The organism is Pseudomonas sp. NPDC089758 (genome assembly GCF_044748705.1).
Taxonomy (GTDB): domain Bacteria; phylum Pseudomonadota; class Gammaproteobacteria; order Pseudomonadales; family Pseudomonadaceae; genus Aquipseudomonas; species Aquipseudomonas putida_X.
Map to the genome: position 1 here is coordinate 1 of NZ_JBIVGN010000031.1, position 21,397 is coordinate 21,397.

18 protein-coding genes, 1 tRNA gene and 1 pseudogene are annotated in these 21,397 nt (G+C 62.6%); 9 read left to right on the forward strand and 11 right to left on the reverse strand.

Annotation, left to right across the window (positions count from 1 at the left end; genetic code table 11):
• Nucleotides 1-121: 121 nt before the first annotated feature.
• The gene (locus tag ACIPZH_RS25450; RefSeq protein ID WP_241803287.1) at nucleotides 122-787 is read right to left on the reverse strand and encodes a LexA family transcriptional regulator; all 666 of its coding nucleotides are present in this window, start codon (nucleotides 785-787) and stop codon (nucleotides 122-124) included.
• Between the two features lie 130 nt (nucleotides 788-917).
• Here ACIPZH_RS25450 and ACIPZH_RS25455 point away from each other — a divergent pair, with 130 nt between their 5' ends.
• Both ACIPZH_RS25455 and ACIPZH_RS25460 read left to right on the forward strand, forming a co-directional pair.
• Complete coding sequence (locus ACIPZH_RS25455) at nucleotides 918-1,229, forward strand: DUF6124 family protein (protein ID WP_400638300.1); 312 nt, start codon at nucleotides 918-920, stop codon at nucleotides 1,227-1,229.
• A gap of 437 nt (nucleotides 1,230-1,666) precedes the next feature.
• Entirely contained in the window at nucleotides 1,667-2,182 is a 516-nt protein-coding gene (locus ACIPZH_RS25460) for a DUF4880 domain-containing protein (RefSeq protein WP_400638301.1), read from the forward strand.
• A 41-nt stretch (nucleotides 2,183-2,223) separates the two neighbouring features.
• Here the strand turns inward: ACIPZH_RS25460 and ACIPZH_RS25465 are convergent, their stop codons facing one another.
• Nucleotides 2,224-3,456: a Bcr/CflA family efflux MFS transporter gene (locus tag ACIPZH_RS25465; RefSeq protein WP_400638303.1), complete on the reverse strand. Its 1,233-nt coding sequence runs from the start codon at nucleotides 3,454-3,456 to the stop codon at nucleotides 2,224-2,226.
• A 270-nt stretch (nucleotides 3,457-3,726) separates the two neighbouring features.
• Between ACIPZH_RS25465 and ACIPZH_RS25470 the strand changes: the two genes are divergently transcribed.
• A complete protein-coding gene (locus tag ACIPZH_RS25470; RefSeq protein ID WP_400638304.1) occupies nucleotides 3,727-4,875 on the forward strand; it encodes a M14-type cytosolic carboxypeptidase in 1,149 nt (382 codons plus the stop codon).
• A 48-nt stretch (nucleotides 4,876-4,923) separates the two neighbouring features.
• Here the strand turns inward: ACIPZH_RS25470 and ACIPZH_RS25475 are convergent, their stop codons facing one another.
• Genes ACIPZH_RS25475 through ACIPZH_RS25505 form a run of 7 tightly spaced genes read right to left on the reverse strand, consistent with a single transcriptional unit; the run spans nucleotide 4,924 to nucleotide 11,273 of the window.
• Nucleotides 4,924-5,895 carry a spore coat U domain-containing protein gene (locus tag ACIPZH_RS25475; protein WP_241803282.1) on the reverse strand — a complete coding sequence of 324 codons (972 nt, stop codon included), beginning with the start codon at nucleotides 5,893-5,895 and terminating at the stop codon, nucleotides 4,924-4,926.
• Nucleotides 5,892-8,237 carry a fimbria/pilus outer membrane usher protein gene (locus ACIPZH_RS25480; protein ID WP_400638305.1) on the reverse strand — a complete coding sequence of 782 codons (2,346 nt, stop codon included), beginning with the start codon at nucleotides 8,235-8,237 and terminating at the stop codon, nucleotides 5,892-5,894. Before ACIPZH_RS25480 ends, ACIPZH_RS25475 begins: the two co-directional genes overlap by 4 nt.
• Nucleotides 8,238-8,297: 60 nt before the next feature.
• Nucleotides 8,298-9,074 (reverse strand): molecular chaperone, encoded by a 777-nt coding sequence (locus ACIPZH_RS25485; RefSeq protein ID WP_241803280.1) that lies wholly within the window; start codon nucleotides 9,072-9,074, stop codon nucleotides 8,298-8,300.
• Nucleotides 9,075-9,113: 39 nt separating this feature from the next.
• Entirely contained in the window at nucleotides 9,114-9,617 is a 504-nt protein-coding gene (locus tag ACIPZH_RS25490; RefSeq protein WP_400638306.1) for a spore coat U domain-containing protein, read from the reverse strand.
• A 9-nt stretch (nucleotides 9,618-9,626) separates the two neighbouring features.
• Nucleotides 9,627-10,160 carry a spore coat U domain-containing protein gene (locus ACIPZH_RS25495; protein ID WP_400627222.1) on the reverse strand — a complete coding sequence of 178 codons (534 nt, stop codon included), beginning with the start codon at nucleotides 10,158-10,160 and terminating at the stop codon, nucleotides 9,627-9,629.
• A 19-nt stretch (nucleotides 10,161-10,179) separates the two neighbouring features.
• Nucleotides 10,180-10,716: a spore coat U domain-containing protein gene (locus ACIPZH_RS25500; protein WP_241803277.1), complete on the reverse strand. Its 537-nt coding sequence runs from the start codon at nucleotides 10,714-10,716 to the stop codon at nucleotides 10,180-10,182.
• Nucleotides 10,717-10,745: 29 nt separating this feature from the next.
• Entirely contained in the window at nucleotides 10,746-11,273 is a 528-nt protein-coding gene (locus ACIPZH_RS25505) for a spore coat U domain-containing protein (RefSeq protein WP_400638307.1), read from the reverse strand.
• A gap of 261 nt (nucleotides 11,274-11,534) precedes the next feature.
• On the opposite strand from ACIPZH_RS25505, the gene ACIPZH_RS25510 reads away from it, so the two are divergent.
• From ACIPZH_RS25510 to ACIPZH_RS25520, 3 genes are read left to right on the forward strand one after another with little or no spacing between them, the layout of a single operon-like run.
• Entirely contained in the window at nucleotides 11,535-13,805 is a 2,271-nt protein-coding gene (locus ACIPZH_RS25510; RefSeq protein ID WP_400638309.1) for an ATP-binding protein, read from the forward strand.
• Between the two features lie 15 nt (nucleotides 13,806-13,820).
• Complete coding sequence (locus ACIPZH_RS25515) at nucleotides 13,821-14,282, forward strand: response regulator (RefSeq protein ID WP_012313696.1); 462 nt, start codon at nucleotides 13,821-13,823, stop codon at nucleotides 14,280-14,282.
• 14 nt (nucleotides 14,283-14,296) lie between these two features.
• Nucleotides 14,297-16,687, forward strand: a complete 2,391-nt coding sequence (locus ACIPZH_RS25520) for a hybrid sensor histidine kinase/response regulator (RefSeq protein WP_267822548.1) — start codon at nucleotides 14,297-14,299, stop codon at nucleotides 16,685-16,687.
• Between the two features lie 123 nt (nucleotides 16,688-16,810).
• On the opposite strand, the gene ACIPZH_RS25525 is transcribed toward ACIPZH_RS25520, so the two are convergent.
• Nucleotides 16,811-16,885 (reverse strand) — tRNA-Gln (locus tag ACIPZH_RS25525).
• A gap of 269 nt (nucleotides 16,886-17,154) precedes the next feature.
• On the opposite strand from ACIPZH_RS25525, the gene ACIPZH_RS25530 reads away from it, so the two are divergent.
• Together ACIPZH_RS25530 and zapE are read left to right on the forward strand one after the other, a co-directional pair.
• Complete coding sequence (locus ACIPZH_RS25530; protein ID WP_241803273.1) at nucleotides 17,155-17,397, forward strand: hypothetical protein; 243 nt, start codon at nucleotides 17,155-17,157, stop codon at nucleotides 17,395-17,397.
• A gap of 105 nt (nucleotides 17,398-17,502) precedes the next feature.
• Nucleotides 17,503-18,588, forward strand: coding sequence for a cell division protein ZapE (gene zapE, locus ACIPZH_RS25535; protein ID WP_400638311.1), 1,086 nt, complete (start codon nucleotides 17,503-17,505; stop codon nucleotides 18,586-18,588).
• Between the two features lie 33 nt (nucleotides 18,589-18,621).
• On the opposite strand, the gene ACIPZH_RS25540 is transcribed toward zapE, so the two are convergent.
• Complete coding sequence (locus tag ACIPZH_RS25540; RefSeq protein ID WP_400638312.1) at nucleotides 18,622-20,511, reverse strand: propionyl-CoA synthetase; 1,890 nt, start codon at nucleotides 20,509-20,511, stop codon at nucleotides 18,622-18,624.
• A gap of 98 nt (nucleotides 20,512-20,609) precedes the next feature.
• Between ACIPZH_RS25540 and ACIPZH_RS25545 the strand changes: the two are divergent.
• A pseudogene (locus ACIPZH_RS25545) lies at nucleotides 20,610-21,397 on the forward strand (hypothetical protein); the annotation flags it as partial.

Genomic DNA, 21,397 nt, shown 5'->3' on the forward strand with positions numbered 1-21,397 from the left:
GTCTCCCACAGTCTGTACTGCGTCAACAGTCAGAATCCGGCATTTAGTCCCACCACCCCTTCAAGTCTAACCATACAAGCCGGCTTGCCGGCGATTGGGCTGCACAGCAGCCCCCGACTATCTAGTAAGTACCGTGCGCCCGCACGACTACCCCAAGAAACTCACACCCGTCCTCACACACCAACGCCGGGTAGCTGCTGTTCAGCGCCCGCAGATACCGCTGCCCACCCTCTTCGGCCAGTTCGCGGAGAATCGCCGATTTGCCAGGTTGGCGCGCAATCACCAACCGCCCAGGCTCAGCCTCCAGCCCCGGGTCCACCAGAATGCGCATGCCTTGCGGCACGCTACGGCCGCTGGCCGTACTCATGGCATCGTTCTCCACCGTCAGCCAGAACGCTTTGCCTTGCGCCATATACTCGGTCTGCTCGTACACCATGGCCTGCTCGGGCGCTGATTCACCCAATGCATCCCAGCCTCGCACCGGGTAACGAAAACACACGATGTAGTGCATCAGGTCTACATCGTCATCCTCTTCATCCAGCACATAGCGGCCAGCGTCCTCACCCACCTGGCCCAGTACCCGCAGCTGCATGCTCACGTGGTAGTGGGGCATGCCCAGTTCGACGAAGACGCGGTTCATCGACTCGACCTTGGGCTGGCGCCGCTTGTTCACCCAATGCCCCACGCTGCCCTGGGAAACCCCAACGCGTTCGGCGAGCTGTTCTTGGGAGATATCGAGCTCCTCCATCCGGTCACGGACGAGGGCAATCCATTTATCCATATTCATCGCTGGCACGATACGGACTGCCTTCTAGCGCTCAATAAACATTCAGTATTATTTCTCATAAAGCACACAAATACTTTAGGTATTAAGATCAGTGCGGACCTTTTCCCTCTTGGCTTATGCAGGTATCAGGATGAAACCACCGAAAAACGACGAAACAGAACTCGACAGCGAAGCCGCACGCCGCGCCCTCGACTACTACCTCAACCCCAACCCACCGCGCCCCAGCCTCGACAACAAGATCTGGACACTCCACGAAGGCGTCACCGCAGACCAGGCCCAGGAGCACGCCATCGCCCTGCTGCGCTGCGCTGCCGCCACCGCCCACGAAACCGCCACCCATCAGGAAGGCAGCCACCGCGAATTGACCTTCGCACTGATGCATATGATGGACATGGCCAGGGCACTGCTGGAGCACAAGCGAGCCGTACAGAGCGGTCGTTAGGCTGGAACTGGAATAGGGAGAGACGTGATGGCCAGGTAACGGCAAAGGCCCCGATTGCCGGGACAAGGAAGTGCTTCAGCCGTTTTTTTCACCGGATAGGCGAAAAAACATTTGACTGGCAAATGATAACGATTATTATTGCACTCAGCTGATCGCGAGATCTGCTGGATAACCTGGAGCTTAGGTCGCTCTCAGATTATCTCCTCATCAGGCTAATCACGGTTTTTGACCCGGCTTTTTGCCGGGTCTTTTTTTTGGCTCTTCAGGCTAATGAAGATCGTTGATGGCCGCGATGATAGCAAAAATGTTTCAGGGCGTGAAAGCTCATTACAAAACTTTGCGGAATCAGCACTTGAGAATCAATCTCGTTTCGCCTACTCTGTTTCCGCATCACGGAAGATGCCCCCACCCCAGCCCTCTTGAGCAAGGAGCTGACCATGAGCCGCCTGCTGCTGCCTGTTGAGCATCCAACACCCACCGCTGGCCACGACGCCGAAGCTGCCCTGCTGCATGGGCTCAAGCGCTTGCCACGCCGGGTTCAGCAGGTGTTCCTGCTCAACCGCCTGGACCAGCTGGACTACGCCAGCATCGCCACGCGCCTCGATTTGCCCTTGCTGAGCATCGAACGGCACATGAACCAGGCCCTGCAAACGGCACGGCCCCACGGTGATGCCGTGGCGAGCGTTGCCGGCCAATGGTACGTACGGCTGCAGAGCCCCGAGGTCACTACCTGCGAGCGCATTGATTTTCGACGCTGGCTGGACGCCGATCAAGCGCACCTGCAAGCCTTCCATGACACCGAACTGCGCTGGCGCAGCCTGCTCGCCCCAGCGCGGGAGCTGGGCCACGATGGCTGGTATCGGCAAGGCCGAGCGGCGATTTCGTTGGGTGGCTGCTCGATTGCAGTAGGGCTGAGCGTGGCGGCGCTGGTGCTCTTTGGTTACTGGGCGTAAGCCGTCAGGGACGGCAGAGGCAAAGCCAGCTCACCTGCAGATCAAGGCTCGTGCCTGAATCGCCCGGCCACGTAAGCGAGAAGCAGCAAGCCTGACAGGCAAGAGGCTATAAAGCTCGCCGCCAGATTCGTTGCCAAATTCACCTCGCCTGAGGACGCCACCAGCAGGCTCACGCCCCCGCCACACGCAAAAAGCAACGTGTTGCTGACCGAAGCAGCAGTCCCTGCGCGATCGGGGTGCCGACTGAGCGCATAGGTGGTTGCAGCCGGGCGAACGATGGTCGTGCCGATGGTGCAGATCGTTAAGGGCAACACTAGTTTGATCAGCACCCGTTCATCGCCTGACAAAGCAAAGTGCAGAGCAACGCCCGCAGCGCCTATCAGTGCAAACCCACAACCAATCTGCGCCTGTGTACTCAGCCTTCGATTCAGCTTATTGGCAATGACACCGCCGACCATGTAGGCCAACCCATAGAGGAGAAACACCATGGAGAAGGCGAACTCCGTCAACCCTAGCTGCCCCATCAATAACAAGGGGGATACGACGACAAATGAAAAATGACAGGCAAATGCCAAACAGGAAAACAGCGAATACACAAGGAACGTTCTGTCTTTCAGCACTTGGCAATAGCCCTGCAAAAAACCGCCTCGATAACGAGAGACTCCAGTGTCCTCCAACAAGATAAAACAAAGTAACAGCACCCCTGTTGCCAGCATGACAAACACCTGAAAACTTGCCTTCCACCCCCCATAGTGCTGAAGCACACTGCCTGCCAACGGCGACAACGCAATAAAGACACCGCTTGCACTGGTCAGAAGGATTCGCATCGCATCGCGCTGTTGGCCACTGTAACTGTCCTGCACCAGCGCTTGGCTTAGTACGAAACAGCCACAGCCCATGGCCTGCAACAGGCGAAACACCATGAAGGTCTCATAGTGTACGGCGCGCAGGCACCCGATTGCCCCCACGATGCCCAGCAGGAGCCCCGCGATCAGCAAGCGCTTCCTTCCCACACAATCGGAAAGCGGGCCGATCACCGCTTGGGATAACGCCACACCCAGGGCAAATAAACTTACCGAATAGGCAATGCGTTTTGTATCGACTGCAAAATACTCAGCCATGTGCGCAACAGAAGGCAAAATCACATCGAGCGGGAATACACCCAGCAGACTAATAAGAACCAGCAAAATCGATAGGGGAGTAGTTTTAGCAGGCACGCCACAAACTCCGGTTTCTGACCACAGGGCGCTGAGCAGTACGCCGAAGCGTTGCATCACTTTTTCAGGCCATATACGAAACCACACCGGCAAGATACACAAGCGGAGTTGCTCATTGAAATATCCCAAAAACGTGTAGGACTTTTGAGCCCGACATCGTGCCGTTACGCCATTAGCCCCCGTCCGACTGCGTTCAAGTACTTGCGTACTCAAGCCAGCCATTAACTTTTCAACAACAGGAAATCATCGTGGGTGCTGTTTTTGTACACAGCCTCCCTCACGAGGGGTGTACAGTACCCCCACAACAAAGCCCAAGGAGCCACGCCAATGACCGTGACGCTGTCCCCTCTGCAGATCGACTGCGCTTTTGATTCCGGCAACATCCAGGTCCTGGATGCCAGCAACCCTGCCCAGGTCCACCTGGCCATTCGCCCGGACACCCACAGCGGCCACTTCCAGTGGTTCCACTTCAAGGTCAGCGGCCTCACGCCCGGCCAGGTTCATCGCTTCAGCTTGGACAACGCCAGCGAGTCTTCCTACAAGAACGCCTGGGACGGCTACAACGCCGTGGCTTCCTACGACCAGCAAACCTGGTTCCGTGTGCCAAGCCAGTTCGATGGCAAGGCGCTGGCCTTTGCAGTGGAAGCCGAGCAAGAGCAGATCTGGTTCGCCTACTTCGAGCCCTACCCGCGTGCCCGCCACAACCAGTTGATCGAGCGTGCCCAGCAGATCCCCGGTGTCGAGTTACTGGCCCATGGCCGTAGCGTGCAAGGCCGCGACATTCCGCTGTTGCGCGCAGGCGACGGGGCCGCAGGCAAGCGCAAGCTCTGGCTGATCGCCCAGCAGCACCCGGGCGAGCACATGGCCGAGTGGTTCATGGAGGGGGTAATCGACCGGCTGCAAAGCAATGACGCAGTCGTCCAGAAATTGCTGGCCAAGGCTGACCTGTACCTGATTCCCAACATGAACCCCGATGGCGCCTTCCTCGGCCACCTGCGCACCAACTTCAAGGGCCAGGACCTCAACCGGGCCTGGCAGGACGCCAGCGTCGAAGCGAGCCCGGAGGTGTTCTTTGCCCAGGCGCAGATGAAGCAGTACGGGGTGGATGCGTTCATCGATGTGCATGGGGATGAAGAAATCCCGCATGTGTTCACGGCGGCCTGCGAGGGCAACCCCGGCTATACGACGCGCCTGGCCAGGCTGGAGGAGCAGTTCCGTAGCACCTTGTGCAGCATCACGCCTGACTTCCAGACCGTGCATGGCTATACCCGCGATGAGCCGGGGACGGCCAATACGACACTGGCGTGCAATGCGGTGGGCATGGCGTACGACTGCCTGTCGCTGACCCTGGAGATGCCGTTCAAAGACCATGACGATGCCCCCAACCCGAAGACCGGCTGGTCGGGAGCGCGGTCCAAGGCATTGGCAGGGGCGGTGCTGGAAACCTTGCTGAAGATGGCTGACGACTTGCGCTGATCAGTGCAGGCCTTTTCTCGGGGCAAGCCCGCGGAAAGGCCTGCACAGTCAAAACTGCACATCGAGTATCACATTGTCGGTATAGGTCGCCGCCGGCGGTGTCGCCTGGTCGGTGTAGACCTTGGCGTTGTAGTTGAACACCTGGCTACCCGTGCCAGTCCCCGCCCCGGGGTTGACATTGGCATCGCTGCTCGAGCGCCGCGCGCTGCCCACGGCTCCCCACCGTACGGCGCCCGCGCTTTTGAAGATGTCGTAGGCCAGGTAGTTGTTGGCAGCAGACTTCATCCTCCGACGCCCGCCTGCTGCATTCTGCCCGTCATCCAGCCCGACCGTGTAGCTGCTGCCCTTGGTACAGGACAGGTTCACGCTCTGGTTCACCGTGCCGAACCCCGCCACTACCGGCGCACTGCCAAAGCTGATGGTGGGCGTCGATATCTGGCAATCATTACTCACCGTCAGGCTCACCGTGAGGGTCTGGTTACCCGAACCCGTGTCGCGCCCCAGGCACAGATTGCCCAGGCCAATGCCTGAGCAGTAGTTCCAGACCCAGGCAAGGTTCAGCGTCTCGGTATAGACGCCGGCCGCCACGTTGGCGCCAACCGAAGTCTTCAGGTACACCGGCACAGACTTCGGGGAGTTGCCATTGAGCAGGCCCAGGGCGTCGATCAGGCCGTTGCGGGCGAAATCGAACTGGGCGCCGCGAGTGATGGGGTAGCTGGTCGTATTATTGGCATAGATCGTATAGGGGATGACATCCCCGGTCGGCCCTACCAGCCCGCTGGTAGCGGATGTGATGGTGAGGTAGAAGTGGTCACTGCTCACTAGCAGGGACAACAACGACCCGGTGCACTGCAAACCCGCATTGGTGGTGGAGGCACTCTGGATGGCGGTGCGCACCAGGGTCGAGTTGACGGTGCCGAACGCCGCTGGTGCGGTGGCCACGGACGAACATAACGCCCAGGCCGACCCCGCCGGCAGCGCCAGCATGCCGATCAGCAGGCCGCGCAACCCCTTGCTCATCGGCACACCAGAGGGCCGATCAACGGGATCGAGCCTTCTGCCTGCGGCAAGTCGAATTCGACCTGACACTGCCCTCCTCCCTCCAGCCTGACCTGCAGCTGGTTATGCGCCGAGAGGTTCTCCAGATAGACCAGCCCGTCCCAACCCACCACCGCCTGGCTGCCACTTTCACGGTGGCTGACCGTACTGCCCAGCTTGAGCGGCTGCTGGTTGCCATCGACCAGCTCGATGCTCGCCGCCAGCACGCGCTTGAGCGGAAATTCCAGCAAGTAGCCGCTGCCACGGCGCACCGCGACCCGCTGCTCCACCTGTGTCGCGAGCACATCGGGCGGCAGATCCATGGGGTCGATCTCGTACTTGCCGCGGTAGTAGCCGCTGCTGTACGGCACCAGCAGGTGGCCGTTGCGGTCGGTGCGGCCGATCTCCTGATTTTCGTAACGCACGGGCACATCGGCATAGCCGCCGGTGCTGACCACCACAAAGGCATCGTCGATACGATTGGCGGCAAACACCCCGGCGTCCATCCACACCAGCGAGCCGCTGGCGTCGGCCCAGCGGGTCATCTCACCGCTGCTGCCATACACGCCGGCCTGCAATTGCACCGACTGCAGGCGCCAGGTGGCGTCCGCCTGGCGGTAGGCATCACGATCACCTCCGGTGGCGTAGCCAAGGTTGTAGCCAACACCGCCGCCCACCGGCACCGCGCGGCTGAAGTTGACCCGCTGCAGGTCCTCGCCGTCCTTGCTGCGCTCCATGCTCACCGCCAGGGTGCCGCTGAAGTCGATCGGGATCACCCATTGCGCCTGCACCGCCCACTGGCTGTCGCCGACCTCGCGGTTGGCCGACAGGTAGACACTGCTGTTGCCCCACAGCGGCTTGCTCCAACTGAGGTTGATCAGCCGGGTGCGTGAGCCGTCACCGGCGCGCACATCGAAGTAGCCCGCGCCAAGGCTGCCGAAGCGTTCCAGGTTGAGGCTCAGGGTGACCTGCTCGCTGCGCTGGCTCAATTGCAGGTCCGGGCTGTCGACCCGGCTCAGGTCGGCGTACGCATCATGGCGCTGCAAACGCTGATAGCTGAAACCGAGGCGCTGGCTGTTGTACTGATAACCGAGGGCCACCTGGTGGCCCTTTTCACCGTCGTACTGGCTCTGGGCTACGGCAGCGTTCAGTACCCCGAAAGTGCCCAGGCGCACATTCGCGCCCAAACCGCCAAGCAGCAACGATTCTGCGGTTTCGACATGGCTTTCGAGGGTGAAGGCATCGCTGACGCCATGGCGCAGGCTGGCCGAGGCGACGCCAGGCCCGTAGCTGAAGTCGCGCACGGCATAGTCACGGCGCAGGCTGCCGGCGGCCATGGAGAAATCCGACAGGCCTTTTTGCAGCAGGCTGCTGGTGACGTAGAACGGCAACGTGGTGGACACCTGGCGCCCCAGGGCATCGGTGGTGACCACCACCGCCTCGCCGGCACCGTTGATGAACGGCACGTTGGTCAGGGTGTAAGGGCCAGGCTGCAACTCCGTGGTGCTGGACTTGTAGCCGTTGATGAACAAGTCCAGCGAGGTTGGCACTGCCGCTTCCCCCGCGAAGGCAGGCAACGGATACGTGACCAGGTCCGGGCGGGCGGCAAAGTCACGCGACAGTTGCAGGCCGCCCACCCGCACCGAGCTGGTCCAGGGCAACGCACCGGTGACGAAGTCGCCCGCTTCGTAAGTCAGCAGGCGCTGCTCGTCGGTGAAGCGCCAGGTGGTGTCGTAGCGCAAAAAGCCCTGACGGCTGTCGTCGGCCGCAGCACCGTTGAACGACTGCCGCCACTGGCCGGTGGTGGCAAAGGTGCCCCAACTGTCGAACAGGCGCAGCTCATTCCAGGCTGCCAGGTAAGTACCCCCCTCGTCGGTGTCGTTCAGGTACAGGTCATAGTTGAACAGCGCGCCGAAACTGCTGCGTGCATCGCTGGCCGGATACAGGTTACGGTCGCCGACCTGCTGGTCCGGGAGCCAGGCCGGTGGCACTTGCAGCAGCAGGCGCTGGTTCTGGCTGTCGTAGTCGCTGTGCAGGCCCGCGATGGCATCCAGGGCCACCTCGCCTTGCGGGTTGCCCGGCAGGGCGATGCCGGCAGCGCGCAACACCTGGCTGTCGAGGAACAGCCCCCCGGCGCGCTGCTGCACCGGCACCAGCTCAGCCCTGGGCACCTGGTTCACCAGCAGGTCCAGATACAGTGTGGCGTCGGCAATGGCGGCGGCCTCGGTGGGCGGCGGCGGCAGCTCGTCGGCCACCGCCAGGCCGGGGCCGATGAGCGCCAGCCCCAGGTACCAGCGGCGTGTCGCCCGCGCCAGCCATTTCACACACGCATTCCAACCATTGCCGGGTCCTCCCTGGCCCCTGACATTCATTCAATAGTGGCTTCATTGCCCTTGGCGGATCGCCTCGGCCACCTCCTGGCCGTTCACCCTGCCCTTGAGTACGCCGCTGGCGTTCGGTGCAACCGGTGCCGGCCAGCGCATGCTGGCCCCGGGCAGTACATACCCCAGCAGGCCCTCGGCCAGTGGCCTTGCCTGGCCGCCCTGCTGTACCACCACATCGGTCAGCCGGGCATGCACCGGGCCGGTGTTGCGCAGCTCTACATAGGGTTTGCCCTGCACCGTTACCGGTCGCCAGCTCAGCTGCGGCTTGCCCACGCCGCTGGCGCTGCGCTTGCCTTGCGGATCCGGCTTGCCCCACAAACCTTCGCCGTAGACGAACAACGGCACCGAATAGCGCATCTGCAGGCGGATGGCCGCAGTGGCGCCCTGGTTGGCGTTGTCCGTGGGCAGTGGCGAGGGGATTTCGTCGATGATGATGCGGTAGGCCTGTTCCTGGCCGGCCGGTGAACTGCCGGTGCGGGTGAGGCGGATCAGTTGTTTCTGGCCGGGGGCGATGGTCGCTACCGGCGGGCTGCCGATGATCTCCCGCTGGGCCTGAAACTGCTCCTGGTTATCGCCCTGCCGCCAGGCAAACACGCGTACCTGGAGGCTCGCCGGGGCGCTGCCGCGGTTCTCCAGCCACAGCGCGCCGGCCTTCTGATCAGCCTCCAGGACAGGGTCGATCGGCCAGATCAGCACCGAGGTGGCAGCCCCCGCCGGCAAGCTCGCCAGCAGCAATGCCCCGATCAAACCCCGCGCCCACTTCGCGCCTGCCTGCATACCGCTCTCCTTGATTGATTGTCAGGGGCCCCGGTCGTTTCACCAGGTCACCGCCACTTGCACGACGTCGGTGTAAGTGCCGGCCGGCACAAGGCCGGTGAGCTGCGTGCGGCCATACACCGACAGCTTGATCGCCGTCGGGTCGCTGTTGTTCAGTGCCACGCTCTGGCCCACGGCGATGCTCTGGCTGTAGGCCGCGTCCTGGTACAGTTGGTAGGCCAGTAGCTGCGTGCCGCCGCCGCGCTTGAGGTAGCGCGTGCCGCTCACCGCGTTCTGCCCACCGTTCAGGCTCATGCTCAGGCTAACGCCAGGCGTGCACTGGAAAGTCACCGTGGTCCCGCCCAGGGACGTGCCGAGGGCCCCGGTCGCCAAGGCCGACTGGGTGCCGTAATCGAGCACGCCATACTGGCTGACGCCGCCCACCACCAGGCAGCCCGCGGTGATCGTCGCGGTGACCTGGAAGCTGCTGCTGGTCGCCGCATCCAGTGGCGTCGCCAACAGGATGCCCAGGCCTGCAAGGGGGCCACCCAGCCAATAGCGCATGGCTGCGGCTCAGAACGACAGCTCGACGGCCACCGTATCGGTGTATACCCCGGCTGGCAGGCCGGCCTTGCCGCGCGCCTGACCATAGAGGTTGACGGTCTGAGCAACCCCGGTGCTGGTCGGCAGCGTGATGGTGCCGTCGATGGCCAGCAGTTGGGTACGCCCAGTGTCGGTATAGAAGTCGTAGGGCACGAAGTTGCCGTTGCCGTCTGCCAGCGCCCGGGTACCGCCAGTCGAGGCACCGTCGTTGGCCCCCGCACGCACGCGGATGGCTGGCACCGTACCTGCGGAGCAGAGGATGCTCATCGCACCGCCGCCGCCACCGAGCACCTCGCCGTTGGCGGTGGTGAACAACGCTTCCTGAGTGCCGAAGCTGAGGGTACCGAAATTCAACCCCGAGGTGCCTGTGGTGCCGTTGACCTGGCAAGCGGAAGTCAATGTCAGGGTGGAGCTGATGGTCCCGGTCACCGTGGCGGCCTGGGCGTGGCATGCCATCGCCAGGCCAAGGCCGGCGAGCATGCAGTGGGTGAGGTTCGTTCGCATCGGGGTCTCCTTGCGGGAATTACCAGTCCAAAGTCACTCTGAGCGTGTCGCGGTACAACCCGGCCGGCAGCGCACGCGGTTGCGCCACCACAACGCCGAAGATGGGGATGGGAATCTGTTCGGTGCTGCTGATGGTGAAGGCACGCGCCTGGCCGATGCCATAACGGCTATTGCCGCCGGGGTCGAGCGCCAGTTGATAGGGGATCATTTCACGGCCATTGCTGAGGCGCCGGACGCCATCGCTACCGTTGAGGCCGCCGTTGATGCGCACGTTGAAGGCCCTGACCTGGGGCGTGCAGCTGATTTGCAGGCTGCCCTCGCCGTTCGCTTCGTCGACCCGGCTGCGCAGCGGCTGGTCCCAGTTCGGGCCACGCTCGCCGAAGTCCATCAGCCCAGGGTTGCCGAGCGTGGCCGGGGGCTGGTCGCCACTGCTGATCTGGCACGCGGCGCTGATCACCAGACGGGCCTGGATGAAGCCGGTGGTCGTGCCATGCGCTGCGCCGCTGGGCAATAGCAGCGGGCCCAGGCTGAGCAGCAGGAGGGATGTACGGTTCATGGCATGACGTCCTTGTGCATGTTGGCTCGCTACCAGGTGACCGTGACTTTGAGCAGGTCGGCATACACACCGGCGTGCGGCACCCAGGCCAGCTTGTCGATACGGGCGTACAGCGGCAGTTCGACCGTCCCGCTGTCCGGCACGCGCGCGGCGTGGGGCTGGCCCACGATCACAGGCTCGCGCCAGGCCGCGTCGCGGTACAGGCGGTAGGGGATCGGCCGCGCCCTGTCGTCGCTGCTGGCCAAGAAGCGCAGTTCACCGGCACCGCCGTGCTGGCCACCGTCGACACGCACCTGGTAGGGCGTATCGGGATTGCATTCCAGGCGCGGTGGCCGCTGGTTGAGCAGCTCTGCGCTCAAGGGCGTACCCGGCCCATCCAGGCGTGCGGCAGTGCCCAGGTCGAGCCGACCGAGGTCCTGCGCCCCCGCCTCGCGCTGCTGGTTGACCAGCATGCAGCCTCGCTGCACCTGCACGCGCACCTCCACGAGGAAGTCCGCTGCTACGGCACTGCCAGTCAACAGCAGGCCCCACAGCGTCGCCACACAGCGTCCCGTCACTGACACGCCCCTTTCAAGGTCCTGTGTCTGAGCGTAGCAGCCGGTGGCTGGCCCGTGGCCGCTGCCCGCCATTCTTTGGTAGTAACAACAAAGGGTTAGATGGCTGCCCTGTCACGGCCAAGAAATTTCCGAGCGGCATCGAACCCATGCCCGTCCAGCGCCTCCAATGGCCATAGGCCGGCAAACCTTTGCGCATTCTGTTACGGTGCGCAGCAGCCACCGAGCCCGCATCAGACGCATGCGCGCCATGCATGGACGAACATGACAGGAGCGTATCCATTGACGACCACAGACATCGCACTTGCCGAAGCCGTGGAACGCTGTGCCCAGGAGCCCATTCAGGTTCCCGGCAGCATTCAACCCCACGGTTTTCTGCTGGTGCTGGACGAACAGGACCTGCGTATCCTTCAGGCCAGCGACAATGTCGCCCGCTGGCTAGGCGTGCCCGCCCAAGAACTGCTGGGGTGCACCTTCGCCGACGTGGTCAGCGACAGTTTCGACCTGCGCGCCCATCTTGAGCGCTTGCCCGGGGACGAAGTTTTCCCGTTCTACATCGGCGATGTGTACCTGCGCCAGGGCGCGCCCTTCAGCGACCGCCTGCGCCTGCTCACGCATCGCCATGACCAGGTGCTGATCGCCGAGTTCGAACCCGCTCGCCAGCCCGCGGGCCAGGCCCTTGAAGGCGACTATTACCCACTGGTACGTAGTTTTGTCAGCAGCCTGAACAACGCCGCCAGCCTGGAAGAGTTGCTGCAGCAGACCGTGCTGCAAATAAAGCAGATCACAGGTTTTGGCCGAGTCAAAGCCTACAGCTTCGACTCGGAAGGTAATGGCCAGGTGCTGGCTGAAGTGGCCGATGCCGGCTATCCCCGCTACCTGGGCCTATGCTTCCCGGCCTCGGACATCCCCCGCCAGGCCCGGGAGCTTTATCGGGTCAACCGCATCCGCGTGATCGAAGATGCCAACTACCAGGCCGTGCCGATGGTACCGGCGGCCAACCCGCGCACCGGCCAATCGCTGGACATGAGTTTTGCCGCGTTGCGCAGCGTGTCGCCGGTGCACCTGCAATACATGCGCAACATGGGCACCCTGGCGTCGATGTCACTGTCGATCGTGGTCGATGGGCAACTGTGGGGGCTGGTGTCGTGCCATCACGAGCAACCTCGCCCGGTCGATCTGCGCACCCGCACGGCCTGCGAGCTGCTGGCCAGCGTGCTGTCGCTGCAGATCGAATCGCGTGAATCCCACGCCAATACGCGCAAGCTGCTCGACCTGCGCCAGCACATCGTCCGGATGATCTCCTCGATGGCCGACCATGACAGCGTCAGCGAGGGCCTGCGCGCCCTGCCCGAGGTGCTGTTGGCGTTCGCCGGGGCGAGCGGCGCGGCGGTCATTTCCGCCGAGCGCTGCGACCTGATTGGCCAGACGCCGCCGGCGGCGCAGGTCACTGCGCTGGTGCACTGGTTGGCCCAGCGCGATGACGAGACGGTGTTCCAGAGTGACAACGTGCGCCGCGACATCGACGAACTGCCCGAGCTGGCCGAGCATGCCGGTGGCGTGTTGGCGGTGGCCATTTCCCAGATCCATTCGCACTACCTGCTGTGGTTCCGCCCCGAGCAGGTACGCACGGTCAACTGGGCCGGGCGGCCCGACAAACAGATAGGCCCGCAGGGGGCACTGAACCCGCGGCACAGCTTCGAACACTGGCAGGAACAGTTAAGCGGCTACTGCGAGCCGTGGGACCCGCTGACGATCGAAGGCGTGCTCGAACTGCGCACTGCAGTGCTCGGCATCGTCTTGCGCAAGGCAGAAGAACTGGCGCAGCTGGCAAATGAACTACGCCGTTCGAACAAAGAGCTCGAAGCCTTCAGCTACAGCGTGTCCCACGACCTGCGCGCACCGTTGCGCCATATCGCCGGCTATAGCGAACTGCTTGGCGAGATCGAAGGCCAGGGCCTGAGTGAGCGCGGCCGGCGCTTTCTCAAACACATCGAGGAGGCCGCGCAGTTCGCCGGCAGCCTGGTGGACAACCTGCTGAATTTCTCGCAGATGGGCCGCTCGGCGCTGCGCCTGTCCGATGTCGACCTCAATGCCTTGGTCGAAGCCATTCGCCTGGAGCTGGCGCCCGATTACGAAGGGCGTGAGATCATCTGGAACGTGGCGCCGCTGCCCAAGGTGATCGGTGACCCGGCCTTCATCAACCTGGCGCTGCACAACCTGATCGCCAACGCCATCAAATACACCCGTGGCCGCGAGCCTGCACGCATCGACATCGGCGCACACCTGCACGAAGAGGAAATCGAAGTCTATATTCGCGATAATGGCGTGGGCTTCGATATGGCCTATGCGAACAAACTCTTCGGTGTGTTCCAGCGGCTACACCGCATGGAGGACTTCGAGGGCACCGGGATCGGCCTGGCCAGCGTGCGCCGGATCATCGAGCGTCACGATGGCCGAGTCTGGGCCCAAGGTCAGGTCGACCAAGGCGCCAGCTTCCATTTCACCCTTCCCCGTCATCCAGAAACAACCTGAGGCACCCGTACAATCATGCTCAAGCCTATCCTGCTGGTAGAAGACAACCCCAGGGACCTGGAACTCACGCTCCTGGCCCTGGAGCGTAGCCAGTTGGCCAACGAGGTCATCGTGCTGCGCGACGGCGCAGATGCCCTTGACTACCTGCTGCGCCGCAACACCTATGCCGAGCGTGCCGACGGCAACCCTGCGGTGTTGCTGCTGGACCTGAAACTGCCCAAGGTCGATGGCCTGGAAGTGCTCAGGGAAGTACGCGCCACCCCCGAACTGCGCAGCATCCCGACGGTGATGCTGACGTCTTCGCGGGAGGAGCCGGACCTGCTGCGTGCCTATGAGCTGGGGGTGAACGCCTACGTGGTCAAACCTGTGGAGTTCAAGGAGTTCGTTGCGGCGATTTCCGACCTTGGGGTGTTCTGGGCCGTACTCAATGAACCCCCACCCGGCTCGCTGCGCCTTAACCGGCGTGGCAGCAACTGAGGCCAACCGCAAAGATGCTGCCAACGCCGCTCAAATTACTGATGGTTGAAGACAGCTCGCTGGATGCCGAGCTGACCCTGCTGAGCCTCGAGCGCAGCGGCTTGCAGCTGCAATCGCAGCTGGTGTTCGACCATGTCGCCGCCGAGCACGCCCTGGGCGAAGCCAGCTATGACCTGATCCTGTGTGACTGCGTGCTGCCGGGCTCGTCCGGCACCGACGTACTGGCCATCGCTCAGCGACTGGCGCCGGACACGCCGTTCATCTTCCTTTCGGGCATTTACGGTGAAGAGCACGCGGTGGAGATGATCCGCCTGGGTGCCACCGATTATGTCCTGAAAAAGAACCTGCCGATGCTGCCCAAGGCAGTGCGCAGGGCGCTTACCGAAGTGCAGGAGCGCCAACGGCGGCGCCGTGCCGAGGAAGCCTTGGCGGATGTGGAGGCACGTGCACGGATCGCCATCGATGCCGCCGGCATGGGCACCTGGGATTTCCGTCCGCAGGAAGGGCTTTTGGTGTGGGATGCCCGCTGCAAGACGCTGTTCGGTCTGCCGGTAGACACCGAGATGAACCTCGATGTTTTCTATGCAGGCATCTACCCCGAAGACGTGCCCCGCGTACGTGAAGCGGTGGAATACGCCATGCGCCCGGACAGCGACGGGCTTTACCGGGCCGAATTCCGCATTGCCCAGCCCAACGGGCTGGAACCGCGCTGGCTGCTCAGCAGTGGCCAGAGCCAGTTCGTCGATGGCCGCTGCACACGCTTTTCGGGCGTGCTGCAGGACATCCACGCACAGCGCCTGGCCACCCAGGCGCTCAAGCAACTCAACGAAATGCTCGGCGAACGTGTGGAGCGGCGCACCCGCGAGCGCGACCGGGCCTGGGAACTGTCCCAGGACCTGCTCGCGGTGCTCAACAAAGACCTCACGCCGGTTGCCCTGAACCCTGCCTGGGAGGCCAGCCTGGGCTTCTCCCGCGAGCGCCTGAGCCAGACCTCGTTATTGCATCTGCTGCCTGAACCGGACCAGGAAGCGCTGCTGACCGAACTGGCCGCCCTCTCCCATGGCCGCACCAGCGCCCGCTTCGTTGGCCGCATCCAGCATGCAGGCGGTCAGTTACGCTGGCTGTCATGGGTGGTGGTACCGGAGGACACCCTGCTCTATGTGGTGGCCCGCGACATCACCAGCGAGCGCGAAGCAGCCGTAGGCCTGGCGGACGCCAACGAGCGCCTGCGCGAACAGATCGCCGAGCGCGAGCGCATCGAAGCGGCGCTGCAGCAGATGCAACGGCTGGAGGCGGTTGGCCAGCTCACTGCCGGTGTTGCCCATGACTTCAATAATCTGCTGACCGTCATCCTTACCGGCTCAAGCTTCCTCGAGCGTGACCTGGACAAAGGTGACCTGGAGAAAGCCCGCAAGCGCCTGACGCACATCCGCGAGGCCGGTGAACGCGGCGCCAAGCTGACCTCACAGTTGCTCGCCTTCTCCCGCCGCCAGCGTCTGGAACCGGTGCCTCTGAACCTCAACCGCACGTTGAGCGGCCTGGAGGAATTACTGCGCCGCACCTTGGGCGGGAGCATTTCTGTGCGCCTGGACCTGGACCACAGCCTGTGGCAAGCGCTGACCGACCCGACCCAGACCGAAATGATCATCCTCAACCTGGCGATCAACGCTCGCGACGCCATGCCCGACGGCGGCCAGCTGACGCTGTCCACCCGTAATACGCGGATCAAGGCCCGCCCGCAGCGGCCGGAAGACCCAGAGCCGGGTGAGTACGTGATGCTGAGCATTCGCGACACCGGCTGCGGCATGAGCGAAGAGGTGGTGGCCAAGGTGTTCGAACCGTTCTTCACCACCAAGGACATCGGCAAGGGCTCGGGCCTGGGGCTTGCACAGGTGTTCGGCTTTGCCAAGCAGTCGGGTGGCGGTGTGCGCATCGACACCGCGCCAGGGCATGGCACTCAGGTTGCCGTCTACCTGCCTGCAGTGAAGCATGAACGGGCGGTGGACCCGGTGGTCCCGGCTGCATCGCAGTCGGTCAGTGACACGGGCCGCGACCGCACGGTGCTGCTGGTGGATGACGACCACCTGGTGCGCGACATGCTCGGCGATGTGTTGCGCCAATACGGCTATCAGGTACGCCAGGCACACAGCGGCGAACAGGCATTGGCCCAGCTGGACGACGAGATCGACCTGTTGCTGACCGACTTTGCCATGCCCGAATTCAACGGTGCCCAGTTGGCGTTGGCCGCACGGGAGCGGCATCCGCGCTTGCCGGTGGTGTTCCTGACCGGGTATGCCGAGCTGGAGGGCCTGGAGTTGCCGGACAGCCTGGTGATGCAGAAGCCGGTGCAGGCTGAGGAGCTGGCCCGCGTGCTGGATGAACTGCTGCGGGTGAACAGGCAGTAGGGCTTGAGCGCAGAGGCCATCGCCAGTACGCTGGCGACCGGCTTCTAGGCACGCCAGACACGACGAAACCCAGCGCCGATGGTCATCTGCACTGAATCAAGAAGGTGTATTGCAAAGAGAAAATGGCAGGGGCGGCTGGATTCGAACCAACGCATGGCAGGATCAAAACCTGCTGCCTTACCGCTTGGCGACGCCCCTGTATCGGATGCAGCGTTAGCTGCTCTGACTTTTCCAACTGAGTGACAACTGGGTTGTTGTCTTGGAATGCGCGGCACTTTAACAACATTCTCTGGACGTGGGAAGCCCCTTTCGCAAAAAAAATGCTTTAAAACAGCAGGTTAGTGTTTTGCAGGCCTTTCACACGTACCAAAGTGACCATCCGTCGCATTTATACCGCCTCGCTTCAACACAATCGCATTGCGCCCTTCCAATCAGATAAGCAATCTGCATTGACCAAGGAGGATGCCATGCCTGTTTCCCACGACCTGTATCAAGACCTGCACTACCCCCGCGAAATCGTTCAGCAACGCCGTCAGCAAGACAAGACCCTCGACCGTCTGCTCGACGAATACATCGACATCGACAATCAGGTCCTTGCAGCTGAGGCGATCTCGGCCGGCAACTTTCAGGACGACGACCTGCGCCTGCTCAAGGAGCGCCGGCTGACCATCAAATACATGATCGAGCGCCAGTTGGAGCGCAAGGCTTGAGTCATCCGGCCAACTGATAGAAGCACCGCACTTTTTCTATTGGTTTAAAGGGCCGACCTCAGGCAAGCTGCGCGCTGACCTTCCTTTGCCCAAGGAGCTTAGCTTTTGTCTGCCTGGATCCCCTCCCCCCTGCGCCAACTGGGCCAACGCCTGCGCACCGCCACCTCCAACCAGAGCGAACTGCTCGCATGGTTCGAAGACAAGGCGCGTAGCCGTGGCTATCAGCTCAGCGACGGCCAGCGCCGGGTCATCCATGCCATGGCCGCGCAGCTTGCCCGCTTGCCAGGGGGCGAACCCCGCAGCCTGTACTTGTACGGCTCGGTGGGCCGCGGCAAGAGCTGGCTGCTGGACGGCTTCTTCCAGGCAGTGCCGGTCGAGGCAAAAAAACGCCTGCACTTTCATGATTTCTTTGCCCGCCTGCATCAGGGCATGCACCGTCACAGGCTGCTCGACGATGCCTTGGGCGCGACGCTGGACGAATTACTGGGCGACTGCCAGGTACTGTGTTTCGACGAATTCCATGTGCATGACATCGGTGATGCCATGCTGCTCACCCGCCTGTTCAATGCCTTGTTCGCACGTGGCATCTTCCTGCTGGTGACCTCGAACTACGCACCCGAGGGGCTGCTGCCCAATCCGCTGTACCACGAGCGATTCCTGCCGGTGATCCGCCTGATCAATGGCCGTATGGAGGTACTTGAAGTCGGCGGTGACACCGACTTTCGCAGCCTGCCGGCCAACCGTGAACACCAGCGTTTTACCCAAGGCCACTATGTATGGCCTGGCGATGCGGCCCAGCGCCAGGCGCTGAAGGTGCCGGCCGCGCAACCGCTAACGCTGGAGGTGAACAAACGCAACCTTCGGGCGCTCGTCAGTGACGGCAGGACGGTGATGTTCGCCTTTGACGACCTGTGCGAGCAGCCCACAGCGGTGATCGATTATCTGCAGCTTGCCCAGCAGTTCGATACCTGGGTCATCGACGGGCTGGATGACCTCTCGGAGTGCTCATTGGCAGCGCAGCAGCGCTTCGTCAACCTGGTGGACGTACTGTACGATCAGGACTGCCAGGTGACGGTGATCGGGCAGCGGCGGCTGGAAGAGAGCCTGGGCGGCCACGTTGCCGACCTGATGCGCACCCGCAGCCGGCTGGGGCAGTTGCATCAGGTCGGCCCGCAGACGTTCCCCGGCTGAACACGCGCATTCGCCCGTTGGCCAGGCCAACGGTCAGCCTGCCCTGGGCAGATCCGCCAGCACCGCTTCGATGTCTCTGAGCACCGCCGGATCATCCAGTGTCGAGGGCGGCACATACGTCTGGCCATCGGCAATCTTGCGCAACACCGCCCGCAGGATCTTGCCCGAGCGGGTCTTGGGCAGCCGCTTCACCAATCGCACCTGATTGAAGCACGCCAACGCGCCGATCTGCTCACGCACCTTGCCCACCAACTCCACCGACAGTTGCGCCTCGCCAATACCCTCACCGTCCTTGAGCACCACCAGCGCCAAGGGCACCTGGCCCTTGATCTGGTCATGCACACCGATCACCGCGCATTCGGCCACCGCAGGGTGGCACGCCACCAAGTCCTCCATCTCGCCGGTCGAGAGGCGATGGCCAGAGACGTTGATCACATCATCGGTTCGCCCCATGATGTAGACGAACCCGTCGTCATCCAGGTAGCCACCATCACCGGTGTGGTAGTAACCCGGGTAGGTCTGCAGATAAGCCTGCAGGTAGCGCTCATGATCGCCCCACAAGGTCTGGCTGCAACCGGGTGGCAGCGGCAGCGCGATGACGATGGCGCCCTGATGGTTCGGGCCCAGCAGGTGCCCATCGTCATCCAGCACCCGAACGTGATAGCCCGGCACTGCGCGGTTGCTCGAACCCGGCCGCGCCGCGCTGCCCTCGAGCCCCACGCACGGCGCGGTGACTGGCCAGCCCGTCTCGGTCTGCCACCAATGGTCGTGCACCGGCTTGCCGGACACGCGCTCCAGCCACTGGTGGGTACTTGAATCCAGTTTTTCCCCGGCCAGGAACAGTTGGCGCAGCGAGCTCAGGTCATGTCGGCGGATCAACTCGCCATCCGGGTCCTCCTTGCGGATCGCCCGCATGGCGGTGGGCGCACAGAACAGGGCATTGACCCGATACTGCTCGACCACACGCCAATAGGCCGAAGCATCCGGGGTGCGGATCGGCTTGCCTTCATAGAACACCGTGGTGCAGCCGCTCATCAGTGGGCCATAGACGATCAGCGAGTGCCCGACCACCCAGCCCACATCGGAAATGCCCCACCACACGTCGCCCGCCTGCATGCCGTAGATATGGCGCATGGCATAACACAGGGCTACCGCGTTGCCACCGTTTTCACGCACGATGCCCTTGGGTTTGCCCGTGGTACCCGAGGTGTAGATGATGTACAGCGGGTCTGCCGCTGTCAGCTCGACCGCAGGCACAGGCTCGGCTTTCATCAGCGCTTGCTGCCAGTCAAGGTCGCGCCCTGGCTGCAACTGGGCGCGAACCTGGGGCCGCTGCAGCACCAGCACCTGGCGCGGCTGGTGGTGAGCCAGTTGCAGCGCGCGGTCGACCAGCGGCTTGTACTCGATCACCCGGTCGAACTCCAGCCCGCAGGACGCCGTCAGCAGCACGCTTGGCCGCGCATCATCGATACGCAGGGCCAGTTCATTGGCTGCAAAGCCACCGAACACCACTGAGTGCACTGCACCGATACGCGCGCAGGCGAGCATGGCCATGGCCGCCTGCGGCACCATCGGCATGTAGATGATCACCCCATCGCCTTTGCCAACCCCTACCTGGCGCAGCAACCCGGCCAGGCGCGCTACTTCGTCACGCAGCTGGTTGTAGCTGAACACCTGCTGCACGCCGGTCACGGGGGAATCGTAGATCAGCGCCGCCTGCTCGCCACGGCCCAGCTCGATTTGCCGATCGAGGGCCAGGTAGCAGCTGTTCAGGCGACCGTCGGCGAACCAGCGATGGGTGCCGTCGGGGTTTTCCTGCAGGGTCAGGGTGGGCTGGCGATACCAGGCCAGCTGTTTGGCCTGTTCGGCCCAGAAGGCAGCAGGGTCGGCAATGGAATGGGCGTAGTCATGCTGGTAGGTCATGTCGATGGCAACCCGGTACCACGCGTGAGCTCCCGTCATTTGACAGCACCCGTGAGCTCAACTTGAATTGACAGACATCTTCACTTGGGTGATGTCCAATGAGCTCTCATCTTCCTCCCGAAAGCACTGACGAATCCACTGGCTCCTACGCCAAGGTGAAGCTCAAAAACGTCAAGCTCTGGCAACCCTGCGCTCCAGACCAAGCAATGGACTGGGCGGGGGATATCTCAGAGGATGGTCTGGGCGTCGAGCCCTACCCCGTTGAGCGTATTCCCTATCAGAAGGCCACCATCAACACGCTGTACGTGATCCTCCAGCCAGACGGGAGCATTTGGCGCGACGGAAGCTTGTACCTGTACTACCTCTCAGTGGAGCTCGGCAGAAAAACCCCAACAATCGAGAATATCGCAGGTGACCTCTGTGACTTCATGAACAAGATTATGGACGGCGAGAGGGACTACCTGGATTTCGCGGGCGAACAGTTCAGCCGACCAACCTACTACTACCAATCCGTGATGAAACGGGCCATTTTAAGAGGAGCCCGGAGCGGCGCGACAAAAAGTGGTGAGAAAGGAAGTTCCCTAACGCTAGGAAGAAGAACAGCCAATCGAAAGACCACGAGCATGGTTGGTTTTTACCGTTGGCTAGTAAGCACGGGGCGATTCAGACCTCAGCAGGCCATGTGGAAGAGTTCCACAAAAAATATAAGGTATACCGATCGGTATGGCTTCACGCAGACGAAAGAAGTCATTTGTACCGATCTGACCTTTCGCGTGGCACGGAAGATTTCCGTAAGGGATCCATCATCCCCACATTCCAACCGTCCACCTGATTCCCGATGCTGTGCTCCCGATTTCTTTCTGGAGCCAGCCCGCCATGATGCGCC

Excerpts from the sequence above, each read along its gene's own strand:
- ACIPZH_RS25475 (WP_241803282.1), bottom strand. The coding sequence starts at position 5,895 with ATGAGCAAGGGGTTGCGCGGCCTGCTGATCGGCATGCTGGCGCTGCCG.
- ACIPZH_RS25455 (WP_400638300.1), top strand. The coding sequence starts at position 918 with ATGAAACCACCGAAAAACGACGAAACAGAACTCGACAGCGAAGCCGCA.
- ACIPZH_RS25450 (WP_241803287.1), bottom strand. The coding sequence starts at position 787 with ATGAATATGGATAAATGGATTGCCCTCGTCCGTGACCGGATGGAGGAG.
- ACIPZH_RS25510 (WP_400638309.1), top strand. The coding sequence starts at position 11,535 with ATGACAGGAGCGTATCCATTGACGACCACAGACATCGCACTTGCCGAA.
- ACIPZH_RS25490 (WP_400638306.1), bottom strand. The coding sequence starts at position 9,617 with ATGCGCTATTGGCTGGGTGGCCCCCTTGCAGGCCTGGGCATCCTGTTG.
- ACIPZH_RS25530 (WP_241803273.1), top strand. The coding sequence starts at position 17,155 with ATGCCTGTTTCCCACGACCTGTATCAAGACCTGCACTACCCCCGCGAA.
- ACIPZH_RS25460 (WP_400638301.1), top strand. The coding sequence starts at position 1,667 with ATGAGCCGCCTGCTGCTGCCTGTTGAGCATCCAACACCCACCGCTGGC.
- ACIPZH_RS25500 (WP_241803277.1), bottom strand. The coding sequence starts at position 10,716 with ATGAACCGTACATCCCTCCTGCTGCTCAGCCTGGGCCCGCTGCTATTG.
- ACIPZH_RS25485 (WP_241803280.1), bottom strand. The coding sequence starts at position 9,074 with ATGCAGGCAGGCGCGAAGTGGGCGCGGGGTTTGATCGGGGCATTGCTG.
- ACIPZH_RS25520 (WP_267822548.1), top strand. The coding sequence starts at position 14,297 with ATGCTGCCAACGCCGCTCAAATTACTGATGGTTGAAGACAGCTCGCTG.
- ACIPZH_RS25470 (WP_400638304.1), top strand. The coding sequence starts at position 3,727 with ATGACCGTGACGCTGTCCCCTCTGCAGATCGACTGCGCTTTTGATTCC.
- ACIPZH_RS25495 (WP_400627222.1), bottom strand. The coding sequence starts at position 10,160 with ATGCGAACGAACCTCACCCACTGCATGCTCGCCGGCCTTGGCCTGGCG.
- ACIPZH_RS25515 (WP_012313696.1), top strand. The coding sequence starts at position 13,821 with ATGCTCAAGCCTATCCTGCTGGTAGAAGACAACCCCAGGGACCTGGAA.
- ACIPZH_RS25540 (WP_400638312.1), bottom strand. The coding sequence starts at position 20,511 with ATGACCTACCAGCATGACTACGCCCATTCCATTGCCGACCCTGCTGCC.
- ACIPZH_RS25465 (WP_400638303.1), bottom strand. The coding sequence starts at position 3,456 with ATGCAACGCTTCGGCGTACTGCTCAGCGCCCTGTGGTCAGAAACCGGA.